The following is a 26273-nucleotide window of genomic DNA, read 5'->3' on the forward strand; positions in this document are numbered from 1 at the left end:
CCCATGATCGAAATGTACCGGATCATCTGGCGGGTCAGCTGGCGGCGGCAACTGGTGCTCATCGCGCTGGCCCTGGCGATTGCCGCGCTGGCGGCGGCCCCCCTGGAGTTCCAGAAGAACATCATCAACGAACTGACCGACGGCCATCTCGCGCTCGATCAGCTGCTGCTGCTGGGGGCGGGCATGCTGGGCGTGATCCTGTTGTCGCTGACGCTGAAATGGCAGCTGGGATACCGCTCGGGCAAGCTGGGCGAGGACATCATCCGCCTGCTGCGCGTCCGGCTGTACACCGACATGATCGGTCGCCCGGCCGGCAGCGGCCCGCCCGCGGGCACGCTGACCACCGCGATCTCGGCCGAGGCGGAAGAGCTGGGCAAGTTCACCGGCGGCGCCTTTGCCGACCCGGTGGTGCAGGTCGGCACGCTGTTCAGCGTGATCAGCTATATCGGCGCCACCCAGCCGGGGCTGGGCGCGATCGCGCTGGCGATGATCGTCCCGCAGGTGCTGATCGTGCTGATGACCCAGCGGCAGGTGAACCGATACATCGCGGAACGGGTCCGGCTGCTGCGCGGCGCCACCGACCGGATCCTCAGGTCGGAGCTGGAGCAGGCCGAACGCGATGTGCTCGACCGGTTCGACGAGATCTATGAAACCCGCCGCCGCATCTTCATGTGGAAACTGTCGACCAAGTTCGTGGTCAGCGCCATCAACGGCTTCGGCACCGTCAGCGTGCTGATGCTGGGCGGCTGGCTGGTGACCCAGGGCGATACCGATGTGGGCACGGTCGTGGCCGCCACGCTGGGTCTGGGCCGGCTGCAGGCGCCCACGAGTTTCCTGATCGCGTTCTACCGGCAGGTCAGCGCCACGCGGGTCAAGTTCGACCTGCTGCGCGAACTGATCGTCACCCATGGCACCGGGACGCCGGCGGGACCGCGCTGAACGCACTCTCAGTCGCGGCGCGACCGCCGTTCCAGATACTGCCGCGCCTCTTCACCGGTCTCGAAGATATGCGGGGCGGTCTGCCGCTCCAGCGCCTGCCCCAGCTTCATCCGCATGAAGGCCGAGGACGAATAGCGCGAGACCACGCCATAGAACCGGTCCTCGAGCGACCTGACCATGGCCGCGTAATCGTCGGCGATGTCATCCTCGACCCGCGCCCCGTCATAGTTGACGATCACGTCCACCCGGCGCTGCAGGGGCTGGCAGATCCGTTCCACCCGCGCCGCGATCCGATCCAGGTCGTCCCGGCTGCGGATGCGCAGTTTCTCGAAATTGATGAACAGCCGGTCGCCGTTTTCGTCCAGCGCGAACCGGTGGTCCAGATCGAGATGCAGCAGGTCGCCGGCCAGCCCCATCGGTTCGTCGCGAAAGAGCCGGCCATCCATCGGTTCGGGCGCATCGACGATCGGCGCGAAATCCATCTGCCCGAGAATGTCGCGGTCGATATCGACCCCCGGCGCGACCTCGGCCAGCCGCAACCCGTCCGGGGTCAGTTCGAACACGCAGCGTTCGGTCACATAGAGCACCGTGCGCCCCTCATCGGCGGCCCGCGCCCCGGCAAAGGTGATCTGTGACACCCGTTTGCAGAACTTCCGCGCCCGGCCCTCCGACGCGATCCGCAGCGTGCCATTGTCCAGTCCGAGCTTCAGCCCGCCCGCCGAGAACGTGCCGGCGAACACCACCTTGCGCGCGTTCTGGCTGATGTTGATGAACCCCCCGGCCCCGGCCAGCCGGGTGCCGAACCGCGACACGTTCACGTTGCCGGTCATGTCGGTCTCGGCCATGCCCAGCACGGCGAGATCGAGCCCGCCGCCATCGTAGAAATCGAACTGCGCGTTCTGCGGAATGATCGCATCGGTGTTGATCGCGGCGCCGAAATCCAGCCCCGACGCGGGCTGACCGCCGATCACCCCCGGTTCGGCGGTCAGGGTGACGTGATCCAGCAGCCCCTCCTCGGCGGCGACGGCGGCGACGCCCTCGGGCATCCCGATGCCGAGATTGACCACGCCGTTCACCGGAAGTTCGAACGCCGCCCGCCGGGCGATGATCTTGCGCGCATCCAGCGGCAGCGGGTCGGCCGGGCCTTCGGGCGCGCGGAACCGGCCCGCGAACAGGTGCGAATACCGTGTCGCGTAGGTCTGCATGTGGTGGTCGGGATCCGCCACCACCACCGCGTCGACCAGTGGGCCGGGCAGGCCCACGTCGCGGGGGTTCAGCGATCCCTTTGCCGCGATCCGTTCGACCTGCACGATCACGACGCCACCCGAGTTGCGCACCGCCATCGCCTGGGCCAGGTTGTCGATCAGCAGCGCCTCGCGCTCCATCGTGACATTGCCCGACGGATCGGCCGTGGTGCCGCGCAGCAGGGCCACGTCGATGGGAAACCCGTGATAGAACAGCAGCTCGCGCCCGGCAATCTCGACCAGTTCCACCAGCGCCTCGGTAGTGACATCGTTGATCCGGCCGCCGTCCTGGCGCGGGTCCACGAAGGTGCCCAGCCCCACATGGCTGAGCGTGCCCGGCCGCCCCGCGGCAATGTCGCGGAACAGATGGCTGATCACGCCCTGCGGCAGGTTGTAGGCCTCGATCAGCCCGGAGGTCGCCAGCTGCGCCACCTTCGGGATCAGGCCCCAATGCCCGCCGACGACCCGTTTCAGCAGCCCCTCGTGGCCCAGCCGGTTCAGCCCCCGGTCCGCCCCGTCGCCCTGCCCGGCCGCGAACAGCAAAGTCAGGTCACCGGGATCGCCGGTTTCCAGGAAACGGGCCTCGAGCGCCGCGAGCAGCGCGTCGGGCACGCCGATGCCGACGAAACCGGATGTGGTGATGACATTGCCCGGCGCGATCAGCCGCACCGCATCCCGGGTCGAAATGATCTTGTTGCGCATCGCTTCTCCCCGGCCCGGCGTCGACATCGCCAGCCTATGGGACGATGCCGCGTTTCGCCAAGCCCCCGGCGGGCGCGGATCAGGCGCGTTCGGAATATTCCATGGTTTCGGTGTTGACGACGATCATCTCGTCCTGCCCGACGAAGGGCGGCACCATCACCTTGACGCCATTGTCGAGGATCGCGGGCTTGAAGGAATTGGCCGCGGTCTGGCCTTTGACCACCGGCTCGGTCTCGACCACCTTGCAGGTGACCTTCTGCGGCAGCGTCGCGTTCAGCGCCTCGGTTTCGTAGAATTCCACCACGATGGTCATGCCGTCCTGCAGGAACGGGCGCCGGTCGCCCAGGATTTCGACAGGCAATTCAACCTGTTCATAGGTTTCCGCATCCATGAACACCAGCATTCCGTCGCTTTCGTAGAGGAATTGCTGATCCTTCTGCTCCAGCCGGACCCGTTCGACCTTGTCGGCGCTGCGGAACCGTTCGTTCAGCTTTGACCCGTTGCGCAGGTTGCGCAGTTCGACCTGGGCAAAGGCACCGCCCTTGCCCGGTTTCACATGGTCCACCTTCACCGCCGCCCACAGGCCGTCATTATGCTCCAGGACATTGCCGGGACGGATTTCGTTACCGTTGATCTTGGGCATGAAAGCAAACCTGTTCTGGACCTTGATGGAGAGTTTCGCAGCCCTATATATGGCCCGCCCCACCATGGCAAGACAACCAAATCTCGTGCTGCGTACGCAGAAAGATATGCGCCGGACGCATAGGTGCTATGCGCCTGCGCTGTATCCGAATCGATATCTTTCCGTCATAAGGAGCGGCGCGCTGAAAATTACAAGAGCAAGAATAAACGAGGAAGCGATATGAACGACTTCATCGACGGGACCGCCTTCAACAACGAGCAAGGCAACCGGGCCCGCAAACTTTTCGCGGCCGTCGTGCTGGCCGCACTGGACGACGCCATCGCCGACGACAAGAAATACGGCAACGGCCCCGAACAGATCGCCCGCTGGGCCCGGTCGCGCGACGGCCGCGAGGTCCTGACCTGTGCCGGCATCGACCCGAACGAACGGGTGGTCACCGGCCTGATGGAATTCGTCGGGCGCGGCGTGCGCACCTCGGTTGCGCTGTCGCGCGAGGAAAGCGAACGCCGCAACGCGGCCGCGGCTGCGCAACAGGCCGAAGCGGCCTGATCCCGCCTATCCGGTGAAGATGAGCGCGCCTGGTCCGGGCGCGTTTTTCTTCGCCGCATCACCACGGAGAACGGCATGGCGCGGGCGCTGATGGTTCAGGGCACCGGCAGCAATGTCGGCAAGTCGCTGCTGGTCGCGGGGCTGGCGCGTGCCTATGCGCAACGCGGCCTGCGGGTGGTCCCGTTCAAGCCGCAGAACATGTCCAACAACGCCGCTGTGACGGCCGATGGCGGCGAGATCGGCCGCGCCCAGGCGCTGCAGGCCCGCGCCGCCGGGCTGGACCCGCGCTCCGACATGAACCCGGTGCTGCTGAAACCGGAAACCGAAACCGGCGCCCAGGTGGTGGTGCAGGGCCAGCGGCTGGGCCACGCGCAGGCCCGCGCGTATCAGCGCGACCGGCCCCGCCTGATGCGCGCGGTGACAGAGAGCTTCACCCGGCTGTGCGCCGACGCCGACCTGGTGCTGGTCGAAGGCGCGGGCAGCCCGGCGGAAACCAACCTGCGTGCCGGCGACATCGCCAATATGGGCTTTGCCTGCGCGGCGCAGGTGCCGGTTGTGCTGGTGGGCGATATCGACCGTGGCGGCGTGATCGCGCAGATCGTCGGCACCCGGGCGGTTCTGGACAGAGCCGACCGCGCCCGCATCGTAGGCTTTGCCGTAAATCGGTTCCGGGGCGACCTGTCGCTGTTCGACGCGGGCCGCGACGACATTATCCAGCGCACCGGCTGGCCCTGCCTGGGGGTGGTGCCCTGGTTCGACGGTGCCTGGCGGCTGCCCGCCGAGGACATGATGGACCTTGCGTCGCGTCCGGGCGGAGCCTGCCGGATCGCGGTGCCGCAGTTGCCGCGCATGGCCAATTTCGACGATCTCGACCCGCTGGCGGCGGAACCCGCTGTCAGCCTGGACATCGTGCCGCCGGGCCGCGCCCTGCCCGGCGATGCCGATCTGGTCCTGATCCCCGGCAGCAAATCCACGCTGGCCGACCTGGCCTTTTTCCGCGCGCAGGGGTGGGACATCGACCTGCTGGCGCATCTGCGCCGTGGCGGCCATGTGATCGGGCTCTGCGGCGGCTACCAGATGCTGGGCCGGACGATTGCCGACCCCGACGGCGTGGACGGCGCCCCCGGCATCGTGGACGGGCTGGGGCTGCTCGACGTGGCGACGGCGATGACCGGCGAAAAGACCCTGTCTCGGGTCCGAGCCTCCGCCCTGCCCGGCGGCGAGGCGGTCGAAGGCTACGAGATCCATATGGGCCGCACCGATGGCCCGGACCGGGACCGGCCGTGGTTCACCATCGACGGACGCCCGGAAGGGGCGCAATCGGCCTGCGGGCGGGTGCGCGGCAGCTATCTGCACGGGATGTTCGCGCGGGACGGGTTTCGCGCGGCACTCCTGCGCGAACTCGGGCAGCGGTCGGACCTGGCCTATGAGGCCGGCGTCGACACCACCCTCGACGCGCTGGCGGCGCATCTGGAAACCCACATGGACCTGGACCGGCTGCTGGCGCTGGCCGCGCCCCCGACCCTGACCTGAGCGGTCAGCGCCGGCCCAGCGCCTCGAGCACCCGGTTCAGATCCTTGCCCTGCTTGGAATAGGCCGACGGCGCGTCCTTGACGATCTGATAATAGATCACCGGATCATACAGCTGCACACCCAGCCCCAGCCGCTCCGCGGTCAGCAACCCCTGCGCCTGCAACAACTGGTAGCTCGCGATGGATTCCTCGGACCGGGCCGAAATCTGCGCGGTCAGCGCGTCCAGCAGGTCCTGTTCGGCGGTCAGCACATCCAGCGTGGTCCGGGCGCCCAGCGTGGCTTCCTCGCGGATACCGTCAAAGGCGACCTGCGCTGCCCGCACCTGTTCGGCGGTGGCGGCAAGGCGTGCGCGGGACACTTCGAACCGCGAATAGGCGTCGTTCACCCCCTGGACCACGTCGCGCTGCACCGTCAGCAGGTTGCCGCGAGCAGAATCGCGGGTCGCCATCGCCCGCCGGATCGTCGCCAGTTTGCTGCCGCCCTGATAGATGGTCTGTTTCATCGTCAGCGACACCGACGCGTTGCGGTTGTAGTCGTCCGAATCCCAGCCCTCGGTGGCGCCCACATCGGCGCTCAGAATGCCCTGCGGACCAAGCGCGCGGCGCGTGCTTTCGATCGCCAGTTCCGCCGCGGCGACCCGATGGGTCGCGGACAGGATGTCGGGATGGTTGCGCACGGCGGTTGCAACCGCCGCGTCGACGGTCGCCGGGATGGTCGGGATCCGGGGCTGCCCGGCGAGATTGCCCGGCTTGCGGCCAACCGCGTTTTCATATTCCGCCCGCGCATTGTCGAGCAGGCCCCGCGCGGCGGCGAGGTTGCTCTGCGCGGCGGCGAGACGGGATTCGGCCAGCGCCACGTCGGTGCGCGTCACCTCGCCGACCTCGAACCGGTCCTGCGCGGCGCGGCGTTCCTCTTCGAGCACCCGCACGTTGTTTTCCCGCAGCCGCACGTTTTCCGCGCCCAGCAGAACGTTGACATAGGCCGAGGCGGCGCGGAACAGGATCGCCTGTTCGACCGACAACAGCGTCTGCCGCGTCGCCAGGACGGTTTCCTTGGCCGACCGGATGTTCATGTTCCGCGCGCCGTTGTCGTAGATCAGCCAGGTGGCGGTCAGCCCGGCAAAGGCATCGGTGTCGCGCGTGTTCGACGCGGCCAGCCCGACCCGCGCGTTGCGCAGGTCGCGGGTCACGCGGATGGTCCAGTCGATCACCGGCCTCAGCGTGGACACGGCCAGCGCGACATCTTCGTCCGCGGCACGCAGCAGCGCCCGGTTCTGTTCCAGCAAGCCGCTGGTGTTGTAGGCCCCCACCATCGCGTCGGCGACATTCTCGGCCGATACGGTGGCCGGTATCGTGCCGACCGCGAGGCCCAGCACCAGGGCGGCGCCCCTGATCCGTCGTCCCAGTTCGTCCCTGCGCATTTCCTGCCTCCAATCGCTGACCCGCGCCCGGATTATCGGTTCCGGTACGCACGCCTGTCTGCTCTGCCCAAACGTCCTGCGCCCCGTCAGAGGGCGAAGGCTTCTTCTTTTTCGAACCCCGGCAGCACCGGGGCGCCCGCGTTGAATGCAAACCGCCAGTTCAGGGTGCCGCCGGACTTGTGCCCGATGCGCACCGTTCCCAGCGCGCCGTCCATGAAGATGCAGGCGATGCGCCCGCCATCCTTGAGCTGCGCCGCGATCGCATCGGGCAGACGGTCGATGCCGCCCTGCACGATGATCACGTCAAAGGGGCCGTGTTCGGCCGCGCCCTCGGCCAATGGGCCCTGATGCACGATCACGTTGTCGGCCCCGGCCTCGGACAGGCGTTCCTGCGCCTCGCTGGCCATGGTTTCATCCGGTTCCACCGCAACGACGACCTGCGCCATGCGCGCGATCACCGCCGACGAATAGCCATAGCCCGCGCCCACATCCAGGACCATCTCGCCGCTGTCCGGGAGGATCGCGTCCAGCATCTTGGCCAGGGTGCGCGGATCGAGCATCACCCGGCCGCCATCCAGCGGCAGGTTTTCCCCGGCATAGGCGGATTCGCGCATCGCATCGGGTGCGAACAGTTCGCGCGGCACCTCCAGCATCGCCTCGATCACCGGAAACTTGGTCACGTCCGATGGCCGGATCTGGTTATCGACCATCATCCGTCGGCGAATGGCGAAGTCTGTCATGGGTCAACTCATCTGCTCATGTCTGTTGGTTGGGTTCTGCCACATTCCCCGCTTTCCGGCAACGGCCCGGCCACGCGAAATCGCCAGCTGTGGCGTTTGAATCCCGGTTCCCGCCGGGCACCGGGACGCACGGGGTGCAAATACCGCCCGCCGACGCCCCGCTCGCGCGCCCGGAAAGGCGTTCGATCAATTGTTCTGCAAATAGTTGAGTTCTTTCTGCAGATTCGGGATACTGCTTTCGTTGACCTGGGGAGGAGCGACACAGTGGCCACGGACAAGGAACGCGCGGCAGAGATCCAGAAGAGTCTCAAGCTGGCGCGCAAGCAGGACCTGAACTTCGGTTTCTGCCTCGGCAAGAAACCCGAGAACTCGGTTCTGATCACCCACCGGACCAAGGGCGCCGCCATGCTGGGCAAGCAGGCCAAGCGTGAGGGCGAAACCGCGAAAATGGTCTTTGGCACCATGGCGTGCAAGTCCACGGTCCTGTCGCTCAACTGTTTCGAGGATCCCCCCAGCGGCATCGCCCGCAAGATGAAGGCGTTCCTGTCCTCCGCCGGGATCGCGATGAAGATCAAGCTGCTGGATGCCGAGGGCAATCTCATCGAGGATGACGGCTCTGCCGAGGATGTCAGCGATGTGGACGACACCCCCCCGGAGACCGATGACGAGACCCCCGACGACCCGCTGGCAGCCAAATGGGAGGCGGTCGAGGCCAAGCTGGGTCCGGCGGTCGCCCAGGCGGTCGACGGCGGCGTCACCGGGGCCGACAAGCTGGGCGCGGCCTGGACCATGGCGCTGGACCGCGCCGGGTCAGGCGACTATGCCGCCGCGCTGAAAGTGGCGGCGAAACTGGCCCCGGCGCTCAAGGCGGGCACGGCCAAACCGGCGGATGCGGCACCGGCCGGGATCTCTCCGCAGGCGGCCAGGCTGCTCAAGACGCTGATGCCCGCGGCCAAGTCCATTCTCGCCCAGGCCCCGGACCAGCGCGACACGGTGACGGAATTGCTGCAGACCATCCGCCAGGGCGACGACGCGGCCGCGACCGGCGCGGCCAAGGAACTCGCCGCGCTGATCAAGTCGGGCGGCGCCACGCAGGACCCGCCGCCGGAGCCGCCGCAGGAACAGCCGGAACCGACATCCGGCGGCCAGGATATCGGCGGCATATCGGTGATGAAACTGGGCAAGGCGCGGCTGGAATGGATCGACCTGCGCCGGGGCAGCGCGGCGCAGGTGGCCGCGCTGCAAAAGACCATCCGCAGCTACTATGCGGACACGCCCGGAACGGGCGACATGGTGGCCAGCGCCTTCGGCAAGGTCGACAGCGCCATCAACAGGCTCAACGCCACGCTGGAAGACCAGCTGGACGACCTGCTGAATGCCGGAACCGACGAGGACCGGCGCAAACATGCGGCCACGGTCTCGAAAACCGTCGGCGCGTTCAAATCACTCTGCGACAGCGACCCCATTCTGAGTGCCATTGACGGTAACGAATTTGACGCCAGCACCCAGGTGATCGGCCCGATCAAGGCCAAGCTCGATGAAATAGGCCGCGCGCTCGGTATCTGAGCCGCGGCACAAGTCATTTTCTGAACGGAGGCGGCGATGCCTGACGACCTCAAGACCGAGGACAAGAAATCCGTGACCAAGGTGTCGCGCGAAAGCGAAATCGGCAGCGGGAAATTCTCCAAGGCGCTGGGGCTCAGGAGCAAGGTCGAATTCACCGGCTCCAACCGCGGCGTCGACATGAAGGCCGTCGAGGAACGGACCGGCATGAAGCAGACCGACGAAAAGACGGTCGAACGCGCCAAAGAGATCCTGGAAGCATCGGAAAAGCTCACCCAGCTGAAACGCGCCAAAGAGCATGACCAGCCGGGCCAGCAGCGGCTGGAGGAGGCCCGCGCGGCCATCACCGCCAAGATGACCGAAACCGGCGCGGTGCTGAAACCGGTCAAGATCACGCTGCAACAGATCGCCAAGGGGCTGAAGGAACCCATCGACCTGCCGGACCCGGTGACGCCCCTGCACGCTTCTCTGAAGACCGCCTTCGGCACCTGCCTGAAGGCGCTCGACGGGGTGGCGGCGGGACAGGCCGATGCGCTGGACAAGGCCCATGGCGCGGTGGCCGCGGCCGAGGCGTCGGACGACAAGAGCGGGCTGGCAGAGAAGACCAAGGCCGAGAAATCCGCCTCGAAGACGCTGGAACAGACGCTCGACAAGATCGTCGACAGTTTCGCGCAGGCCGCGGCAAAGGTGGAAACCGGCGCGGACAACCTGCTGAAGAACCCGAAATCAAAATCCATGGCGCTGGCGCTGCAATATGCAAAGGCGGACCAGCACGCCAGGGATCAGGAAGGCCCATACAAGAAGACCAACACCAAGGCGCTGGCGCTGATTGCCGAACTGGCCCGCTGGGACCATCCCGACGCGCCTGAGCTGGAAAACAAGCGCGCCAAATGCGACCGCGATGCCGCCGACAATTACGAAACGGCGCTGGCCGAGATGACCGACATCATCGAAACCGCCGAACGGGAACACAAGAGCCACGTCAAGGCCTATTGGCAGGTGGCCGAGCCGGTGATGGAAAAGCTGCGCCAGCTCGAACAGGGCGTGCATGAGTTCCAGACCGACAAGAAAGGCCCCTATTCCAAGCTCAACGACAAACTGCGGCAGAACCTGGAACGGCAGGTCAAGATCGCGCAGAACCTTGTCGGCAACGGCAAGAACATCGACGCGTGCAAGGCCGCCGAACCGGAAATCGAATACGGGCTGAAACTGCTCGCCGACCTCAAGCACCCGGACCTGAGCAAGTATCTGGACGACAAGTTCCTGGTCGGCAAGGACAAGAAGGGCCACCAGTTCGCCAAGTTCATCACCGCGCTTCAGACCAACCTGGACAAGGTCAAGAAAGGCGGCCTGAACGACGAGGAATGCGACACGTTCCAGCACGAGCTGGACGACCTGACCCGGGACACCGAGGACATGCTGCCGCGCGATGCCGAGGCGGCTTTCTTCGATCTGCAGAACCGGCTGGTCACCAATTCCGACAGTCTCAAGAAACGCTGGGAGACCCGGAAGACCTGGTGCGACAAGATCGACAAGGACCTCAAACAGGCCGACAGCGACATGTCCAAGATCGGCAGCATCGTGAAGAGCCTGACCAAGCAGCAGGTAAAGGACGAAAAGAAGAAAGGCACCGAAAAGGACAAGCTGCCGACCCAGCTGAGCAATTACCAGGGATCGCTGCGCAAGGATATCGACAAGATCCGCAACATCTATCGTGACGAACCGGCCACCACGGTGGCCAAGGTCGATGCGCTGATGCGGGAATTGCAGAACACGATCCGGTCCTACCTGGCGATCGATGTCAAACATGCCAGCCGCCAGAAACCGATGGTCGACAAGCTGCTGCAAGACGCCCGCACCGGGCAGCAGGCGATCGACCAGCGCGAAGAGGATATCGGCAAGTTGCGCGACACGATCAAGACCGCGCTCAAGGCCTGGGACAAGGAAGTGCCGAAGGCTCAGCGCGAGACCTACAAGGACCAGTACCAGGACCTGATCAAACAGGCCAAGGACGCGCGCAGCCTGGCCAAGAAGGACTATGACAGCGCGACCAGCATGTGGACCATGGCCAAGGAAGGCAAGGACAGCCTGGCCAATATGCGGGTGCCGCCGGGTCTCGGTGACTACGGGCGCATCGACGAAGACTGGTCCAGCGCGGCGGCGGGCCTGAACGTGGCGCTGGGGGACCTGGCCAAACGCATCCGGGACGCGGCCGAGGCCAATGGCAGCGACGCCGACAAGAAGCAGGCAAAGAAGGCCGCCGACGCGGTGCTGGGGGCCGGCAAGTTCTTCAAGGCCACGGCATTCAAGAAACCGGCCAAGGTTTTCCGGAACAAGGATGCCAGCCGCGAAGACCTGCGCCGCGCCCGCGAGGACGTGCTGAAGGTCACGACGCTCTACATGGATCACCTGACCACCAGCCCGCTGCTGCTGAAGGCGATGCGAAACCCGTTCGGCAAGGCGGCGTTGCTGTCGGGCGCGCACCGCACCCTGCGCCGGATTGAAACCGACATCATTCACGCGGTCGACTGACCCCCTGCCCCCGGAGAGATGAGATGACCGACGTGACGACCAATCCCGACGAAGCGTTCACCGGCCCGGTGACCAAGGACTGGCCGCGCCAGCGCGAATGGATCGGCGAAGTTCTGGGGCAGACCCTGCAGGACGAGGCGACGCAGAACCGCGCCTCGGAAATGCGGCGGGACCTGAAAAAGGAAATCGACAGCGAACTCAACGGGCTGCGCGGCGACATCAAGGACGGCCAGTCCTATGACGTGGACATGGTGCCGCAGAATGTCTGGCAATGGGCTAAGGACAAGATGGGCCTGCTGACGATGTCGTCGATGTCCTCCAGCGAAGATGCGATGAAGGAAATCGACACCCATCACGACATGCCGAACATGAAGGCGCTGCCCCCCGAGGTGGTCAAGAAGGTGATGGAATCGATCAGGAAGGTTGCGGACCTGTCCAAGAAGATGCGCGAAACCAAGGTGGATGGCGTCTATATCTATGGCGGGCCGGAACCGTCCGAGACCGAGATCCGCGAGATGCGGGAAAAGGGCACCTACGAGAAATTCATGGAGCAGAAGAAGATGGGCGAAAAACGCCTGTCGGACGACCTGTGGCAACCGCTCTACCGCGAAGGGATCATCCCGGAAAACGCGATCCCGCAGAAATATTCCGAACTGGCGCGCACGGTCATGGGCGCAAACGAATTCTATGACAAGCGCCTGAAGGAACACACGGAAAACATGAGCAAGGCCGACAAGCTGATGGAAAAGCTGCATGTCGATGCCGGGTTCAACGTCGCGGGCGATCTGCTCAAGGCCGGAAGCTCCTTCACCTCGATGGCCGGCAACGCGGTGGCCGCCAGCGAGGGCGTCAAGGATGTCAAGGACAGCGCGCTGGGAACCGACCTGGTCGCCGTGGCCAAGATCGTCGAGACCACCCGCGTCTGCCTGCAATCCACCCGCGAGATCGGCACCAAGATCGTCCAGAACCGCGATTTCATCGGGTCGATGGACAGTTTCAACGTCGCGCTCAAGGCGGTGCTGACCACGGCCACCGGCGACAAGGACACCGCGAACCTGGTCTACCTGACCATCAACGCCGCCTGCCGCAGCGCCGGTTTTGCCGACAAGCTCAAGGACGGCAAGGTCGACGAGGCGTTCCAGGAGGTCGGGCTGGCGATCGAAAGCGGGCTGGGCGCGGTCGGCTCCAAGGGCGGTTCCGCCGGCACCGCGATCAAGGTGACCGGCCAGGCGATCAACGCGGTGATCGCCAAGGCCGCCCAGGCCCCTGCCGTCGTGAAGGCGATCAAGGAAGGCCGCTACTACGAAGCGCTGGACACCATCACCAAGGATCTGATCGGGAATGTCAAAACCGTCAGCGAGGACATTCTCGACGAAATGAAGGACCAGGAGCTCAAGGCGCTCAAGGAGAAGGGGCTGAAGGGCGACGCGCTCAAGAAAGCGCAGGACGAGATCGACGAGAAATACGACGAACGGTCCGAAGGCATCGACACCGGGGCCGAGGGCCTGTCCACCGCCTCGGGTCTCGGCGCGGACATTCTCGACGCCAACAAGCTGAAGCAGGAGCTGAAGGACAAGTTCAACCTCGACGCTCTGGAAAAGCTCGAAGAGGACGCCGCCGAGGAACAGGACCGGCAGCTGGCGGCCTTCATGCAGGAACCGGACGAGGCGCTGGAGGCGGAACTGGCCTATGGTTTCGCCGAACCGGGCGACGACGGCGAGATCGGCGCGCAGGACCACATGAAGGAAATGCACACGATCGAGACGCTGATCATCCGCCAGAAGAAACACGACATGGCGTTCCAGATGGCCTACCAGATCACCAATGGCGCAATGGGCGTGGTGGCCGGGTTCGTCCCCGGCGCGGGCATCGGCGTGGCCGCGGTGCAGCTGATCTATGCGCTGGCCGAGGCCGTCAAGCACACCCGCCGGCTGCTGATCTGGATGGCCAATGTGGACGACGCCAAGAAAACCAAGTCGGCCCAGTATGACGCGATGCTCAACCGTTACGGGCTCGAGCAGAAACAGAATCTCGAGGCCGATATCGTGGTCGCGCTCAAGGCGATCAAGCTGGCCGGCGAAATCGTCAAGGTCGCGGGCCAGGCCGCGCCCGCGGGCGTCGCGATCTCTGCCGCCGCCGACGGGGCCGAGGCCTGCATGAGCGCCGCCTCGACGGTGATGGAAGAAAAGGCGATGGCCAGCGCCTGGTCGAAATACAAGAAGATGTTGGCCGACCCCGAGGACCGCAAGAACATGCGCGACGCGCTGCGGGCCAACCCGACACTGTCGAAATACGCGATGGCCTATGGCGCCTGCATCGAAAAGAACCCCACCGCGATGAAGGGCATGAAACGGTGTGGGATCGACGCCAAGTCGCTGGCCAATGCCGGTGCCAAATGCGATCTCGTGGTCGAGTATCTCGAAACCGTCTACAAGGACGACCCGGTGCTGCTGCGCGCCGTTCCCAATGGCGAAAAATGGCATCCCGGCCCGGTGCAGGTCACGGTCAAGAGCTGGCAGGGTTTCTACCTCGCCGCCACCACCGACGCCGAACCGCCGCTGCAAAAGACCGATGTCAGCGGCGTGACGGCGGCGCTGGCGCGGCTGATCACCTGCGAAAAGAAGTTCCGCGACGCCTGCAAGGCCGCCGACAAGGAGATCGCCAAGACCGGGGAGGACGCCAAGCCCGCCGACCAGCTGGCCGCCTGCGAACAGGTGGCGACCCGGTTCGAAGACTACGACAAGGCCTATGGCGCGCTGGTGCGCAAGGCGCTGCAGGGCTTCACGCCGCTGGCCGAAGAGGGCGGGCTGCACAAGCAGATGGATCTCTACAAGGATGCGCTCGAGGCGCAGGTGATCCTGCAATGGCGCGATGTGAACGAGGCCCACGAAGGCTATGCCGTGCGCCGCGCCGGGTTCCGTATCCGCATCGAGCAGGAAAAGCAGCAGGCCAAACAGAAAGACGAGAAAGAGAAGAAGAAGAAGAAAAAATAGACCGCCGGGCCGGGAAGACCGCGATTGCCGGTCCCGCGTGTCGTCGCCTGCCGGAAAATATGCGACTGCCCCTTGACCTTCCAGTAGATGGAAGCCCTATCTGGGGTGCGAACGTATGAACCGGGCGGTCGCCATGAATACCGAACACACCCTTACCCTGCCCGTTTCGGGCATGTCCTGTGCCTCTTGCGCCGCGCGGCTGGAACGCGCCCTGGCCGCGGTGCCGGGGGTGCGCCATGCGGGTGTCAACCTCGCCGCCGAGACCGTATCGGTCGATTTCCAGTCACCGGCCGATGGCGCCGCGCTGGCGGCGGCAATGGCGCAGGCCGGGTATCCGGCCCGAACCGAAACGCATGAGTTCGACATCGGAAACCTGAGTTGCGCCTCTTGCGTGGCCCGCGCCGAACGGGCGCTGACGGGGGTATCCGGCGTGCTGTCTGCCGAGGTGAACCTGGCCACGGAAACCGCCCGCGTGACCACCGCCGAAGGTCAGGCGCGGGTTACGGACCTGGTCGAGGCGGCTGCGGCCGCGGGCTATCCCCTCCGGCCGCGCCAACCGGCCGGGGCGGCGCAGGGTGCCACCGGCGCGGGCACGCGCCGGGATGCCGAGGCCCGTGACCTCGCCCGCCGCGCCCTGATCGCGGCGGCGCTGGCGCTGCCGGTCTTTCTGCTGGAAATGGGCGGCCACGCAGTCCCGGCCCTGCATCACTGGATCGGGCGGACCATCGGCCACCAGACCAGCTGGCTGATCCAGTTCGTGCTGACCACGCTGGTCCTGATCGGGCCGGGCCGCGCCTTCTACCGCAAGGGCTTTCCGGCGTTGTTCCGGGGCGCGGCGGACATGAACAGCCTGGTGGCGCTCGGCACCTCGGCGGCCTACCTGTTCTCGACCGTCGTGCTGTTCGCCCCGGCCCTGCTGCCCGACAGTTCAGGCGCGGTCTATTTCGAGGCCGCGGCGGTCATCGTGGTCCTGGTGCTGCTGGGACGCTGGCTCGAGGCGCGGGCCAAGGGGCGCACCGGCGATGCGATCCGCGCCCTGATCCGGCTGCGCCCGACAAATGCGCATGTGCTGCGCGACGGGCAGGTCGAACAGATCGACGCCACCGCGATCCGGGTCGGGGACATCGTGCTGGCGCGCCCCGGAGACCGCATCGCGACCGATGGAGTGGTCGTCGAAGGGCGCTGCCATGTCGACGAAAGCATGATCACCGGCGAATCCCTGCCCGTCGCTAAGCAACCGGGCGACCCGGTGACCGGCGGCACCGTGGCCGGGGCGGGCGGCCTGCGGTTCCGCGCCACCCGTGTCGGCACCGACACCACCCTGTCGCAGATCGTGCGCATGGTCGAACAGGCGCAGGGGGCGAAACTGCCGATACAGAACCTGGTGGACCGGGTGACGCTGTGGTTCGTGCCCGCGGTGCTGGCAGTCGCTGCGCTGACGGTGGCGATCTGGCTGCTGGTCGGGCCGGCCCCGGCTCTGCCCCATGCGCTCGTCGCCGGCGTCGCGGTGCTGATCATCGCCTGTCCCTGCGCGATGGGGCTGGCGACACCGACCTCGATCATGGTCGGCACCGGCCGCGCGGCATCGCTGGGGGTGCTGTTCCGCAAGGGCGATGCGCTGCAGACCCTGCACGACACCGCTGTCGTCGCCTTCGACAAGACCGGCACCCTGACCGAGGGCCGCCCCGAACTGACCGACCTGATCGTGCAGGGGGGCATGGACGAAACCCGGATCCTGCAGCTCGCCGCCGCGGTCGAGGCCGGCTCCGAGCATCCTGTCGCCGATGCGATCACCCGGGCCGCACGGCGCGATGCGGCACCGATCCCGATGGCGACGGGGTTCCGGTCGGTCACCGGCCACGGGGCCGCCGCGCGGGTGGAAAACCACGATGTCCTGATCGGCTCGGCCCGGTTCCTGAAACGCGAAGGCGTGGATGCCGGGGGGGCCGATGCAACCGCCGACGACCTCGGGCGCGCGGGCAAGACGCCCCTCTTTGTCGCCGTCGACGGGCAACTCGCGGCGATCCTCGCCGTGGCCGACCCGCTGAAACCGGCGGCCCGGACCGCCATCGACGCCCTGCACGCCATGGGGCTGCAGGTGGCGATGATCACCGGCGACAATCACGCCACCGCCCGGGCGGTCGCCCGATCGGCCGGGATCGACCGCGTGCTGTCCGAGGTTCTGCCCGGCGACAAGGCGGCGGCGGTGGCCGAGTTGCGGGACAAGTTCGGCAGCGTGGCCTTTGTCGGCGACGGCATCAACGATGCCCCTGCCCTGGCCCGCGCCGATACCGGCATCGCCATCGGAACCGGCACCGATATCGCCATCGAAGCGGCGGATGTCGTGCTGATGTCCGGCGATCCGCGCGGCGTGGTCAACGCCATGCTTCTGTCGCAGCGCACGATGCGGAACATCCGTCAGAACCTGTTCTGGGCCTTCGCATACAACATCGCGCTGGTCCCGGTGGCGGCCGGGGCGCTGTATCCGGCCTTTGGCCTGATGCTGTCACCGCCGCTGGCCGCGGCGGCGATGGCGCTGTCCAGCGTGTTCGTGCTGACCAACGCCCTGCGGCTTCGGTTCATCGAACCGGCGCTGGCCGACGATCCCGGCCCGCGCGCGCCTGCGCCGGGCGGTATCGCGGCGGCCACCGGCACATGAGGAGATTGCATTGAATATCGGTGACGTGTCCCGCCTGTCCGGCCTGCCCACAAAGACCATCCGCTACTATGAAGACATGGGGCTGATCAGCCCCCGGCGCGGCGAAAACGGGTATCGCGTGTTCGCGCCGCGCGACATGCACAAGCTGGCCTTTCTCGGCCGCGCACGCCGGCTGGGGTTTTCGCTCGAGGATTGCCGCAACCTGCTGGCGCTCTACGAAGATCGCGACCGCAGCAGCGCCGAGGTCAAGGCGATCGCCCGCACTCATCTGGGACATATCGAAACCCGGCTGAACGAGCTGCGCGAAATGCGCCGCACCCTGACCGATCTGGTCGACAAATGCGCAGGCGACCACCGGCCCGACTGCCCGATCCTCGCCGATCTCGCCGCCGAAACCGGGCAGCCGAAACCCGAATAGCGCGGCAACCATGTTGCGCGGGCGATTGGCGGGACGCGGGAAGGAATGGTGGGTGATAACAGATTCGAACTGCTGACATCTTCGATGTGAACGAAGCGCTCTACCACTGAGCTAATCACCCGTCGCACGGGCTGATACCGTCAGTCGGGAAACACTTCAAGGGGTAGTTTTCCCCTTTGCGGGCGCTGTGGTATCCTGAGGCCGGTATCAGCAGGGGCACGATCACATGTCGGAGGATGCGAAACCACTTTGGGCACGGGCGGGCTGGGTCATTGCCGCCGCCTTCCTGGCCGGGCTGGGCGGCTGGATATTCACCCAGACGCGCGACAGGGTGCAGGCCTCGTTCGAGGGCGCGCCGCTGGTGCTGCATGTCGAACACGACACCGGCGAGCCGATGAACCCCGGTCTGGTCACCTCGGCCCTCGTCACCGGAACCGAACACCGCCCCGAGGACATCACCGCGGCCGAGACGGAAAATTTCGGCTGGCGCAACCGCAGCCGGGACTGGAGCGACATAGCCACCCGCACCCACGCAATCCGGGTCGAGTTCCGCACCTCGCTTGCCGAGCCGGTGGTGATCCGGCGTATCGAACCCCGGATCCTGAAACGCGCCGACCCGCTCGCGGGCTGGTTCATCGCCGATGGCGGCTGCGGCGGAATGGCGCTGCGCACGGCATTCGTCGATTTCGACGCCGAGGCCCCGAAGGCGATGCTCTCGGGCTTCGACGATCCCGATACAGAGGTGTTCTATGTGTCCCGGAACGAGGTGGAGATCGTCGAGTTTCACGCGATGACCACGTCGCATTATGTCGAATGGGTCTATGACATCCACTATACCACGCCGGCCGGGCCGCAGGTGACGACGATCGACAATGACGGCGCCCCGTTCCGCATGTCGGGTGAGGCCAGCAGCAAGGCCTATACCTTTGACTATTCGACAGGATCCATCATCCGCTATCCGGACTGGGACGGCGGCATCGTCATGTGCTGATGATGCACGGAACCCGGGCCTGACGCCAACGGCAAGGGGCCGGCACCCGTCGGATGCCGGCCCCCTCTATTCTGGCATGGTGCCATCAGTGCGCTGTGGCTGACTTGCCTTCATCGCCATCCTTCAGCGCGGCGCGGGCGGCGGCGGCCTCTTCCTCGGCGGCCTCGTCCCATTCCACCGGTTCGGGCTGGCGCACCAGCGCGTGTTCCAGAACTTCCGAGACATGGCTGACCGGAATGATCGTGAGACCTTCCTTCACGTTGTCGGGGATCTCGGGAAGGTCCTTTTCGTTTTCCTGCGGGATCAGCACCGTGGTGATGCCGCCGCGCAGCGCCGCGAGCAGTTTCTCCTTCAGCCCCCCGATCGCCAGCGCGTTGCCCCGCAGGGTGACCTCGCCGGTCATGGCGATGTCCTTGCGCACCGGGATCTGGGTCAGGACCGAGACGATCGAGGTCACCATCGCCAGACCGGCGCTGGGGCCATCCTTGGGCGTAGCGCCCTCGGGCACATGCACATGGATGTCCCAGGAATCGAAGCGCGGCGGCTTGATCCCCAGTTTCGGGCCGACCGAGCGGACATAGGAAGACGCCGCCTCGATCGATTCCTTCATCACCTCGCCCAGCTTGCCGGTGGTCTTCATCCGGCCCTTGCCCGGCAGGCGCAGCGCCTCGATGCTCAGCAATTCGCCACCGACGCTGGTATAGGCCAGCCCGGTGACGACGCCGATCTGGTCCTCCTTCTCGGCCAGGCCATAGCGGAACTTGGGCACGCCGAGGAAATCGTCGAGGTTCTCGGCCGTCACCGACACGCCGCCGGCTTCCTTCCGGACGATCCGCGTCAGCGCCTTGCGCGCGATCTTGGCGATCTCGCGTTCGAGGTTCCGGACCCCCGCCTCGCGGGTATAGGTGCGGATGATCGCGGTCAGCGCATCGTCGGCGAGCGAAAACTCGTCCTTCTTCAGCCCGTGGTTCTTCACCTGCTTGGGCAACAGGTGGCTCCGGGCGATCTCGCGCTTTTCGTCCTCGGTATAGCCCGACAGCGGGATGATCTCCATCCGGTCGATCAGCGGCCCCGGCATGTTGTAGCTGTTGGACGTGGTCAGGAACATCACGTTCGACAGGTCGTATTCCACCTCGAGATAGTGGTCGACAAACGTGTTGTTCTGTTCCGGGTCCAGCACCTCGAGCATCGCGCTCGCCGGGTCGCCGCGGAAATCCTGGCCCATCTTGTCGATCTCGTCGAGCAGGATCAGCGGATTGGTGGTCTTGGCCTTCTTCAGCGCCTGGATGATCTTGCCGGGCATCGAGCCGATATAGGTGCGCCGGTGGCCGCGGATCTCGGATTCGTCGCGCACGCCGCCCAGGCTGATGCGGATGAATTCGCGCCCGGTCGCCCTGGCCACCGATTTGCCCAGAGAGGTCTTGCCGACGCCCGGCGGGCCGACGAGGCACATGATCGGCCCCTTCATCTTCTTGCTGCGCTGCTGCACGGCCAGGTATTCGACGATCCGTTCCTTGACCTTCTCCAGGCCATAGTGATCGGCGTCCAGCACCTCCTGCGCGCGGTTCAGGTCCTTCTTGACCCGGCTCTTCACGCCCCAGGGGATCGACAGCATCCAGTCCAGATAGTTGCGCACCACCGTGGCCTCGGCCGACATCGGCGACATGTTCCTGAGCTTCTTCAGCTCGGCCTCGGCCTTTTCCAGCGCCTCCTTCGACAGCTTGGTGGCGGCGATCTTCTCTTCCAGTTCGGCGATCTCGCCCGAACCGTCCTCGCCGTCGCCCAGCTCCTTCTGAATGGCCTTCATCTGCTCATTCAGGTAATATTCGCGCTGGGTCTTCTCCATCTGCGACTTGACGCGGGTCTTGATCTTCTTCTCGACCTGCAGGACCGACATCTCGCCCTGCATCAGCCCATAGACCTTCTCCAGCCGCTCGCTGATCGACAGCGTCTCGAGCAGGTCCTGTTTCTGCTCCACTTCGATGCCCAGGTGACCGGCCACGAGATCGGCCAGCCGCGCCGGATCGTCGGCATCGCCGACCGCGGCCAGCGCCTCGTCGGGAATGTTCTTGCGCACCTTGGCGTAACGCTCGAATTCGTTGGCCACCGTGCGCTGCAGCGCCTCGATCGTGGCCGGGTCGCCGGGCATCTCGGTCAGATACTCGGCGCGGGCCTCGAAAAACGCGTCATTGTCGAGAAACGTGTCGATGCGAACGCGCGCCTGCCCCTCGACCAGCACTTTCACGGTGCCGTCGGGAAGCTTCAGCAATTGCAGCACGTTGGCCAGGACACCGGCCTTGTAGATGCCGTCGGTTTCGGGTTCGTCCTCGGCCGCGTCGATCTGGCTGGCCAGCAGGATCTGCTTGTCGTCGGCCATGACCTCTTCCAGCGCGCGCACCGATTTCTCGCGCCCGACGAACAGCGGCACGATCATGTGCGGAAACACCACGATATCTCGCAGCGGCAGCACCGGGTAGGAGGCGTTGAGTTGGTCTTGCATGTCCGGTCCTTGTTGTTGGCAGAATGACACCGGCCCCCGTTTCCCGGGCAACCATCGGTCATCCCCTTCTCAGAAGGAATAGGTGGGGCGTCGGCGGCCCCGATTCAACCAATCGAATTGGCAGGGCCCAGAATGACCGCTGCCCATCGCCGCTGCAAGCACACAATTTGCCCGGTTTCCGGCAATGCGCACGGCTTGCGGAACAGCCTGCGGGACGGCGGGCGGGGCGATCCGTGCCAAAGGCGCGGGAGCGGCGCCCGGCGTCACCTATAACGGTTCGATATCCCCCTGCGCGCGCCCGGCATCGAACGCCGCACGCCACTGCGCAAACGAGCCCGCGGCGATCGCGTCCCGCATGCCGGCCATGATGTCCTGGTAATAGTGCAGGTTGTGCCAGGTCAGCAGCATCGAGCTGATGATTTCCTGGCTGCGGAACACATGGTGCAGATAGGCGCGGCTGTAGTTCCGGCAGGCCGGGCAGGCACAGGCCTCGTCCAGCGGGCGCGGATCGTCCTGGTGGCGCGCGTTCTTGATGTTCAGCACGCCATGACGGGTGAACACCTGCCCGGTGCGGCCCGACCGCGACGGCAGGACGCAATCCATCATGTCGATGCCGCGTTCGACCGCGCCGACGATGTCGTCGGGCTTGCCGACGCCCATCAGGTAACGCGGCCGGTCAACGGGCAGCATGGCCGGCGCATGATCGAGACAGCCGAACATGGCCTCCTGCCCCTCGCCGACGGCGAGCCCACCAACCGCGTAGCCGTCGAACCCGATACGCGTCAGCGCCTCGGCGCTTTCCTCGCGCAGCTCGCGCTCCAGCCCGCCCTGCTGGATGCCGAACAGCGCATGTCCCGGACGGTCCCCGAAGGCATCGCGCGACCGCTGCGCCCAGCGCATCGACAGGCGCATGCTGGCGGCGATGCGGTCGCGGTCGGCGGGCAGCGCCGGGCATTCGTCGAAACACATCACGATATCGGACCCCAGCAGCCGCTGGATCTCCATGCTGCGTTCCGGGGTCAGCTCGTGGCTGGACCCGTCGATATGGCTCTTGAAGGTCACGCCCTGCTCGGTCAGCTTGCGCAGCCCGGCCAGCGACATGACCTGAAAACCGCCGGAATCCGTCAGGATGGGCCGGTCCCAGTTCATGAACCGGTGCAGCCCGCCCAGCCGGTCGATCCGTTCGGCGCCGGGGCGCAGCATCAGGTGATAGGTGTTGCCCAGCAGGATGTCGGCGCCGGTCTGCGCCACGCTTTCCGGCATCATCGCCTTGACCGTGGCCGCCGTCCCCACCGGCATGAAGGCCGGCGTGCGGATCTGGCCGCGCGGCGTTTCAATCACGCCGGCGCGGGCGGCGCCATCGGTGGCATCGAGCTGAAACGAAAATTTCCCGGCCATGCCGCCCGTCCCCTGGTTGTCCCCTGGTTGTCCCCTGCCCCGGCGCCCGCGCCCGCCCGTTCACACCCGGCCGGCGATCTGCGGGCCGGTCAGCCCTGCAGCGCCTTCACACCGATATCGCCCTCGGCCTGCGCCTTGATCGCGCGCACCGCCGCATGGGCCCCGGCCGCCGTGGTGAAATAGGGGATGCGGTCGAACAGCGCAATCGACCGGATCGACCGCGAATCCTCGACCGCCTGCGCGCCTTCGGTGGTGTTCATCAGCAGCTGCACCTGCCCGTCCTTGAGCATGTCCACCACGTCGGGCCGGCCCTCGTAGACCTTGTTGACCCGGTCGCAATCGACGCCGTTTTCGGCCAGCCAGGCCTGGGTGCCACGGGTCGCGACCAGGCCGAAGCCCAGGTCGACCAGCGTCTGCGCCGCCTCGAGCATCGCCACGCCCTTGTCGGCATCGCGGATCGAGACAAAGGCACGCCCCGCCGACGGCAGCACCATGCCGGCGCCCATCTGCGCTTTGAGAAAGGCGCGCGGGAAATCCCGGTCCCAGCCCATCACCTCGCCGGTCGACCGCATTTCGGGGCCGAGGATGGTGTCGACGCCGGGGAAGCGGGCAAAGGGCATCACCGCCTCCTTGACCGAGAACCACGGCATGTCCGGGTCGGCCAGCGTCATCGGATCGGCCAGCGGCAGGGTGGTGTCGTAATCCGCGTCCGCATAGGGCGCGCGCTGCGGGAACGTGGCCAGTTTCTCGCCGGCCATGATCCGCGCGGCGATCGAGGCGATGGCGGAATCGGTCGCCTTGGCCACGAACGGCACCGTGCGCGACGCGCGCGGGTTCACCTCGATCAGGTAGATATCATCGCCCTTGATCGCGAATTGCACGTTCATCAGCCCGACCACGTTGAGCGCCCGCGCCAGCGCGTTGGTCTGGGTCTTGACCTCGTCGATCAGCGCGCGCGACAGCGAATAGGGCGGCAGCGAACAGGCGCTGTCGCCGGAATGCACGCCGGCCTCCTCGATATGCTGCATGATGCCCGCCACATGCACGTCGGTCCCGTCGCAGAGCGCATCCACATCCAGTTCCACCGCGCCGTCGAGATAGCGGTCGAGCAGCACCGGGCTGTCACCCGACACCACCACCGCCTCGGCGATGTAGCGCTCGAGCTGGGCCATGTCGCGCACGATCTCCATGGCGCGGCCGCCCAGCACATAGGACGGGCGGATCACCAGCGGGAAACCGAGCTCGGCGGCGCGGGCGCGGGCCTCGTCATCGGTCGCGGCGATGGCGTTTTCGGGCTGTTTCAGCCCCAGGTCGTTGACCAGTTTCTGGAACCGCTCGCGATCCTCGGCGAGGTCGATGGCGTCCGGCGTGGTGCCCAGGATCGGGATACCCTCGGCCTCGAGCGCGCGGGCCAGTTTCAGCGGCGTCTGGCCGCCGAACTGCACGATCACCCCGTGCAGGGTGCCGTTGTCCTGTTCGACGCGCAGGATTTCCATCACATGTTCAAAGGTCAGCGGTTCGAAATACAGCCGGTCCGAAGTGTCATAGTCTGTCGACACCGTTTCCGGGTTGCAGTTGACCATGATGGTTTCATAGCCCGCGTCGGTCAGCGCGAAACAGGCGTGGCAGCAGCAATAGTCGAATTCGATCCCCTGCCCGATCCGGTTCGGACCGCCGCCGAGGATCACGACCTTCCTGCGGTCGCTGGGCCGCGCCTCGCATTCCACCTCGCCCATCATCGGCACTTCGTAGGTGGAATACATATACGGCGTCTGCGCCTCGAATTCGGCCGCGCAGGTGTCGATCCGCTTGAACACGGCGGTGACACCGGCGGCATGGCGCGCCCGGCGCACCTCGGCCTCGTCCTGCCCGGTCAGCGCCGCCAGCCGCGCATCGGTGAACCCCATCATCTTGAGCATGCGCAGGCCGTCGGCGTCGGTGGGCAGGCCGCCCGCCTCGACATCCTGTTCCGCCTCGACGATTTCGCGGATGCGGGCCAGGAACCACGGGTCGAACCGGGTGATGGCACCGATCTCGTCATCGGCCAGCCCCTCGCGCATCGCCTGCGCGATCACCCGCAGCCGGTCCGGGGTCTGGCGCGACAGGGCCTTGACGATGGCGGCATGACCCGACGACGGGTCATCGGCACCGGGGATCGCGATCTCGTCGAACCCGGTCAGCCCGGTTTCCATGCTCGCCAGCGCCTTTTGCAGCGATTCGTGGATGGTCCGGCCGATGGCCATCGCCTCGCCCACCGATTTCATCGCCGTGGTCAGCACCGGTTCGGCGCCCGGGAACTTCTCGAAGGCAAAGCGCGGGATCTTGGTCACGACATAGTCGATCGAAGGCTCGAAACTGGCCGGGGTGACCTTGGTGATGTCGTTGTCCAGCTCATCCAGCGTATAGCCGACGGCCAGCTTGGCGGCGATCTTGGCAATCGGGAAACCGGTCGCCTTGGAGGCCAGCGCCGAGGACCGGGACACCCGCGGGTTCATCTCGATCACCACCATGCGCCCGTCCTCGGGGTTGATCGCCCATTGCACGTTCGATCCGCCGGTCTCGACCCCGATTTCGCGCAGCACGGCGATCGAGCCGTTGCGCATCATCTGGTATTCCTTGTCGGTCAGCGTCAGCGCCGGCGCGACGGTGATCGAATCGCCGGTATGCACCCCCATCGGATCGACATTCTCGATCGAACAGACGATGATCGCGTTGTCCGCCTTGTCGCGGACGACCTCCATCTCGTATTCCTTCCAGCCCAGCAGGCTTTCGTCGACCAGGATCTGGCTGACCGGGCTGGCATCCATGCCGGTGCGGCAATAATGGATGTAATCTTCGCGGTTATAGGCCACGCCGCCCCCGGTGCCGCCCAGGGTAAAGGCCGGGCGGATGATCGCCGGCAGGCCGATATCCTCGAGCGCGTCGAGCGCGATCTGCACCCCCGCATCCAGGTCGGGTTCGCCCGCGTCGCCCTTCGGCGCGGTCACGATGGTCGCGCGGGGGTTTTCCAGCCCCAGCCGGTCCATCGCCTCGCGGAACAGCTTGCGGTCCTCGGCCATCTCGATGGCATCACGCTTGGCGCCGATCATCTCGACGCCGAACCTGTCCAGCACGCCCATTTCCTCGAGCGCGAGCGACGTGTTCAACCCGGTCTGCCCGCCCATCGTGGGCAGCAGCGCGTCGGGGCGTTCCTTCTCGATGATCTTGGCGACCACCTCGGGGGTGATCGGCTCGATATAGGTGGCATCGGCCAGTTCGGGGTCGGTCATGATCGTGGCCGGGTTCGAGTTGACCAGGATGACCCGGTACCCCTCTTCGCGCAGCGCCTTGCAGGCCTGGGCGCCGGAATAGTCGAACTCGCAGGCCTGCCCGATGACGATCGGCCCCGCGCCGATGATCATGATCGATTCGATATCGGTTCTTTTGGGCATGGGCTGATTCCTGATCCG

General features: G+C 66.1%; 16 protein-coding genes and 1 tRNA gene. 9 read left to right on the forward strand and 8 right to left on the reverse strand.

Features of this window, described 5'->3' with window-relative positions:
- The first annotated feature begins 3 nt into the window (after positions 1-3).
- Positions 4-939, forward strand: a complete 936-nt coding sequence (locus C6Y53_RS02465; RefSeq protein WP_106470977.1) for an ABC transporter transmembrane domain-containing protein — start codon at positions 4-6, stop codon at positions 937-939.
- 8 nt (positions 940-947) lie between these two features.
- Here the strand turns inward: C6Y53_RS02465 and C6Y53_RS02470 are convergent, their stop codons facing one another.
- Entirely contained in the window at positions 948-2885 is a 1938-nt protein-coding gene (locus tag C6Y53_RS02470) for an acyl CoA:acetate/3-ketoacid CoA transferase (RefSeq protein ID WP_106470978.1), read from the reverse strand.
- A 79-nt stretch (positions 2886-2964) separates the two neighbouring features.
- Positions 2965-3528 carry an elongation factor P gene (gene efp / locus C6Y53_RS02475; protein WP_106470979.1) on the reverse strand — a complete coding sequence of 188 codons (564 nt, stop codon included), beginning with the start codon at positions 3526-3528 and terminating at the stop codon, positions 2965-2967.
- Positions 3529-3747: 219 nt separating this feature from the next.
- On the opposite strand from efp, the gene C6Y53_RS02480 reads away from it, so the two are divergent.
- Positions 3748-4077: a DUF6280 family protein gene (locus C6Y53_RS02480; RefSeq protein ID WP_106470980.1), complete on the forward strand. Its 330-nt coding sequence runs from the start codon at positions 3748-3750 to the stop codon at positions 4075-4077.
- Positions 4078-4152: 75 nt separating this feature from the next.
- Complete coding sequence (locus tag C6Y53_RS02485) at positions 4153-5610, forward strand: cobyric acid synthase (protein WP_106470981.1); 1458 nt, start codon at positions 4153-4155, stop codon at positions 5608-5610.
- A 4-nt stretch (positions 5611-5614) separates the two neighbouring features.
- Here C6Y53_RS02485 and C6Y53_RS02490 read toward each other — a convergent pair whose 3' ends face one another.
- Both C6Y53_RS02490 and C6Y53_RS02495 read right to left on the reverse strand, forming a co-directional pair.
- Positions 5615-7030: a TolC family outer membrane protein gene (locus C6Y53_RS02490; RefSeq protein WP_106470982.1), complete on the reverse strand. Its 1416-nt coding sequence runs from the start codon at positions 7028-7030 to the stop codon at positions 5615-5617.
- Between the two features lie 86 nt (positions 7031-7116).
- Entirely contained in the window at positions 7117-7770 is a 654-nt protein-coding gene (locus C6Y53_RS02495; protein ID WP_106470983.1) for a protein-L-isoaspartate O-methyltransferase family protein, read from the reverse strand.
- Between the two features lie 264 nt (positions 7771-8034).
- Between C6Y53_RS02495 and C6Y53_RS02500 the strand changes: the two genes are divergently transcribed.
- The 5 genes from C6Y53_RS02500 to cueR all read left to right on the forward strand — a co-directional run bounded on the left by C6Y53_RS02500 (position 8035) and on the right by cueR (position 17935).
- Positions 8035-9336: a hypothetical protein gene (locus C6Y53_RS02500; protein WP_106470984.1), complete on the forward strand. Its 1302-nt coding sequence runs from the start codon at positions 8035-8037 to the stop codon at positions 9334-9336.
- Positions 9337-9372: 36 nt separating this feature from the next.
- Complete coding sequence (locus C6Y53_RS02505) at positions 9373-11865, forward strand: hypothetical protein (protein WP_106470985.1); 2493 nt, start codon at positions 9373-9375, stop codon at positions 11863-11865.
- A 23-nt stretch (positions 11866-11888) separates the two neighbouring features.
- The gene (locus C6Y53_RS02510; protein WP_106470986.1) at positions 11889-14858 is read left to right on the forward strand and encodes a hypothetical protein; all 2970 of its coding nucleotides are present in this window, start codon (positions 11889-11891) and stop codon (positions 14856-14858) included.
- A 133-nt stretch (positions 14859-14991) separates the two neighbouring features.
- Positions 14992-17517, forward strand: a complete 2526-nt coding sequence (locus tag C6Y53_RS02515; RefSeq protein WP_106473921.1) for a heavy metal translocating P-type ATPase — start codon at positions 14992-14994, stop codon at positions 17515-17517.
- Positions 17518-17527: 10 nt separating this feature from the next.
- Positions 17528-17935: a Cu(I)-responsive transcriptional regulator gene (cueR, locus tag C6Y53_RS02520; protein ID WP_106470987.1), complete on the forward strand. Its 408-nt coding sequence runs from the start codon at positions 17528-17530 to the stop codon at positions 17933-17935.
- A 46-nt stretch (positions 17936-17981) separates the two neighbouring features.
- Here the strand turns inward: cueR and C6Y53_RS02525 are convergent.
- Positions 17982-18056, reverse strand: a tRNA-Val gene (locus tag C6Y53_RS02525).
- Positions 18057-18161: 105 nt separating this feature from the next.
- Between C6Y53_RS02525 and C6Y53_RS02530 the strand changes: the two genes are divergently transcribed.
- Entirely contained in the window at positions 18162-18926 is a 765-nt protein-coding gene (locus C6Y53_RS02530; protein WP_106470988.1) for a hypothetical protein, read from the forward strand.
- Positions 18927-19011: 85 nt separating this feature from the next.
- On the opposite strand, the gene lon is transcribed toward C6Y53_RS02530, so the two are convergent.
- The 3 genes from lon to carB all read right to left on the reverse strand — a co-directional run bounded on the left by lon (position 19012) and on the right by carB (position 26255).
- Positions 19012-21426: an endopeptidase La gene (gene lon, locus C6Y53_RS02535; RefSeq protein ID WP_106470989.1), complete on the reverse strand. Its 2415-nt coding sequence runs from the start codon at positions 21424-21426 to the stop codon at positions 19012-19014.
- A 267-nt stretch (positions 21427-21693) separates the two neighbouring features.
- On the reverse strand, positions 21694-22824 hold the full coding sequence (gene tgt, locus C6Y53_RS02540) for a tRNA guanosine(34) transglycosylase Tgt (protein ID WP_106470990.1): 1131 nt from the start codon (positions 22822-22824) through the stop codon (positions 21694-21696).
- 89 nt (positions 22825-22913) lie between these two features.
- On the reverse strand, positions 22914-26255 hold the full coding sequence (gene carB, locus C6Y53_RS02545; RefSeq protein ID WP_106470991.1) for a carbamoyl-phosphate synthase large subunit: 3342 nt from the start codon (positions 26253-26255) through the stop codon (positions 22914-22916).
- Positions 26256-26273 lie beyond the last annotated feature (18 nt).

The sequence above is a fragment of the Pukyongiella litopenaei genome, assembly GCF_003008555.2.
GTDB lineage: Bacteria > Pseudomonadota > Alphaproteobacteria > Rhodobacterales > Rhodobacteraceae > Pukyongiella > Pukyongiella litopenaei.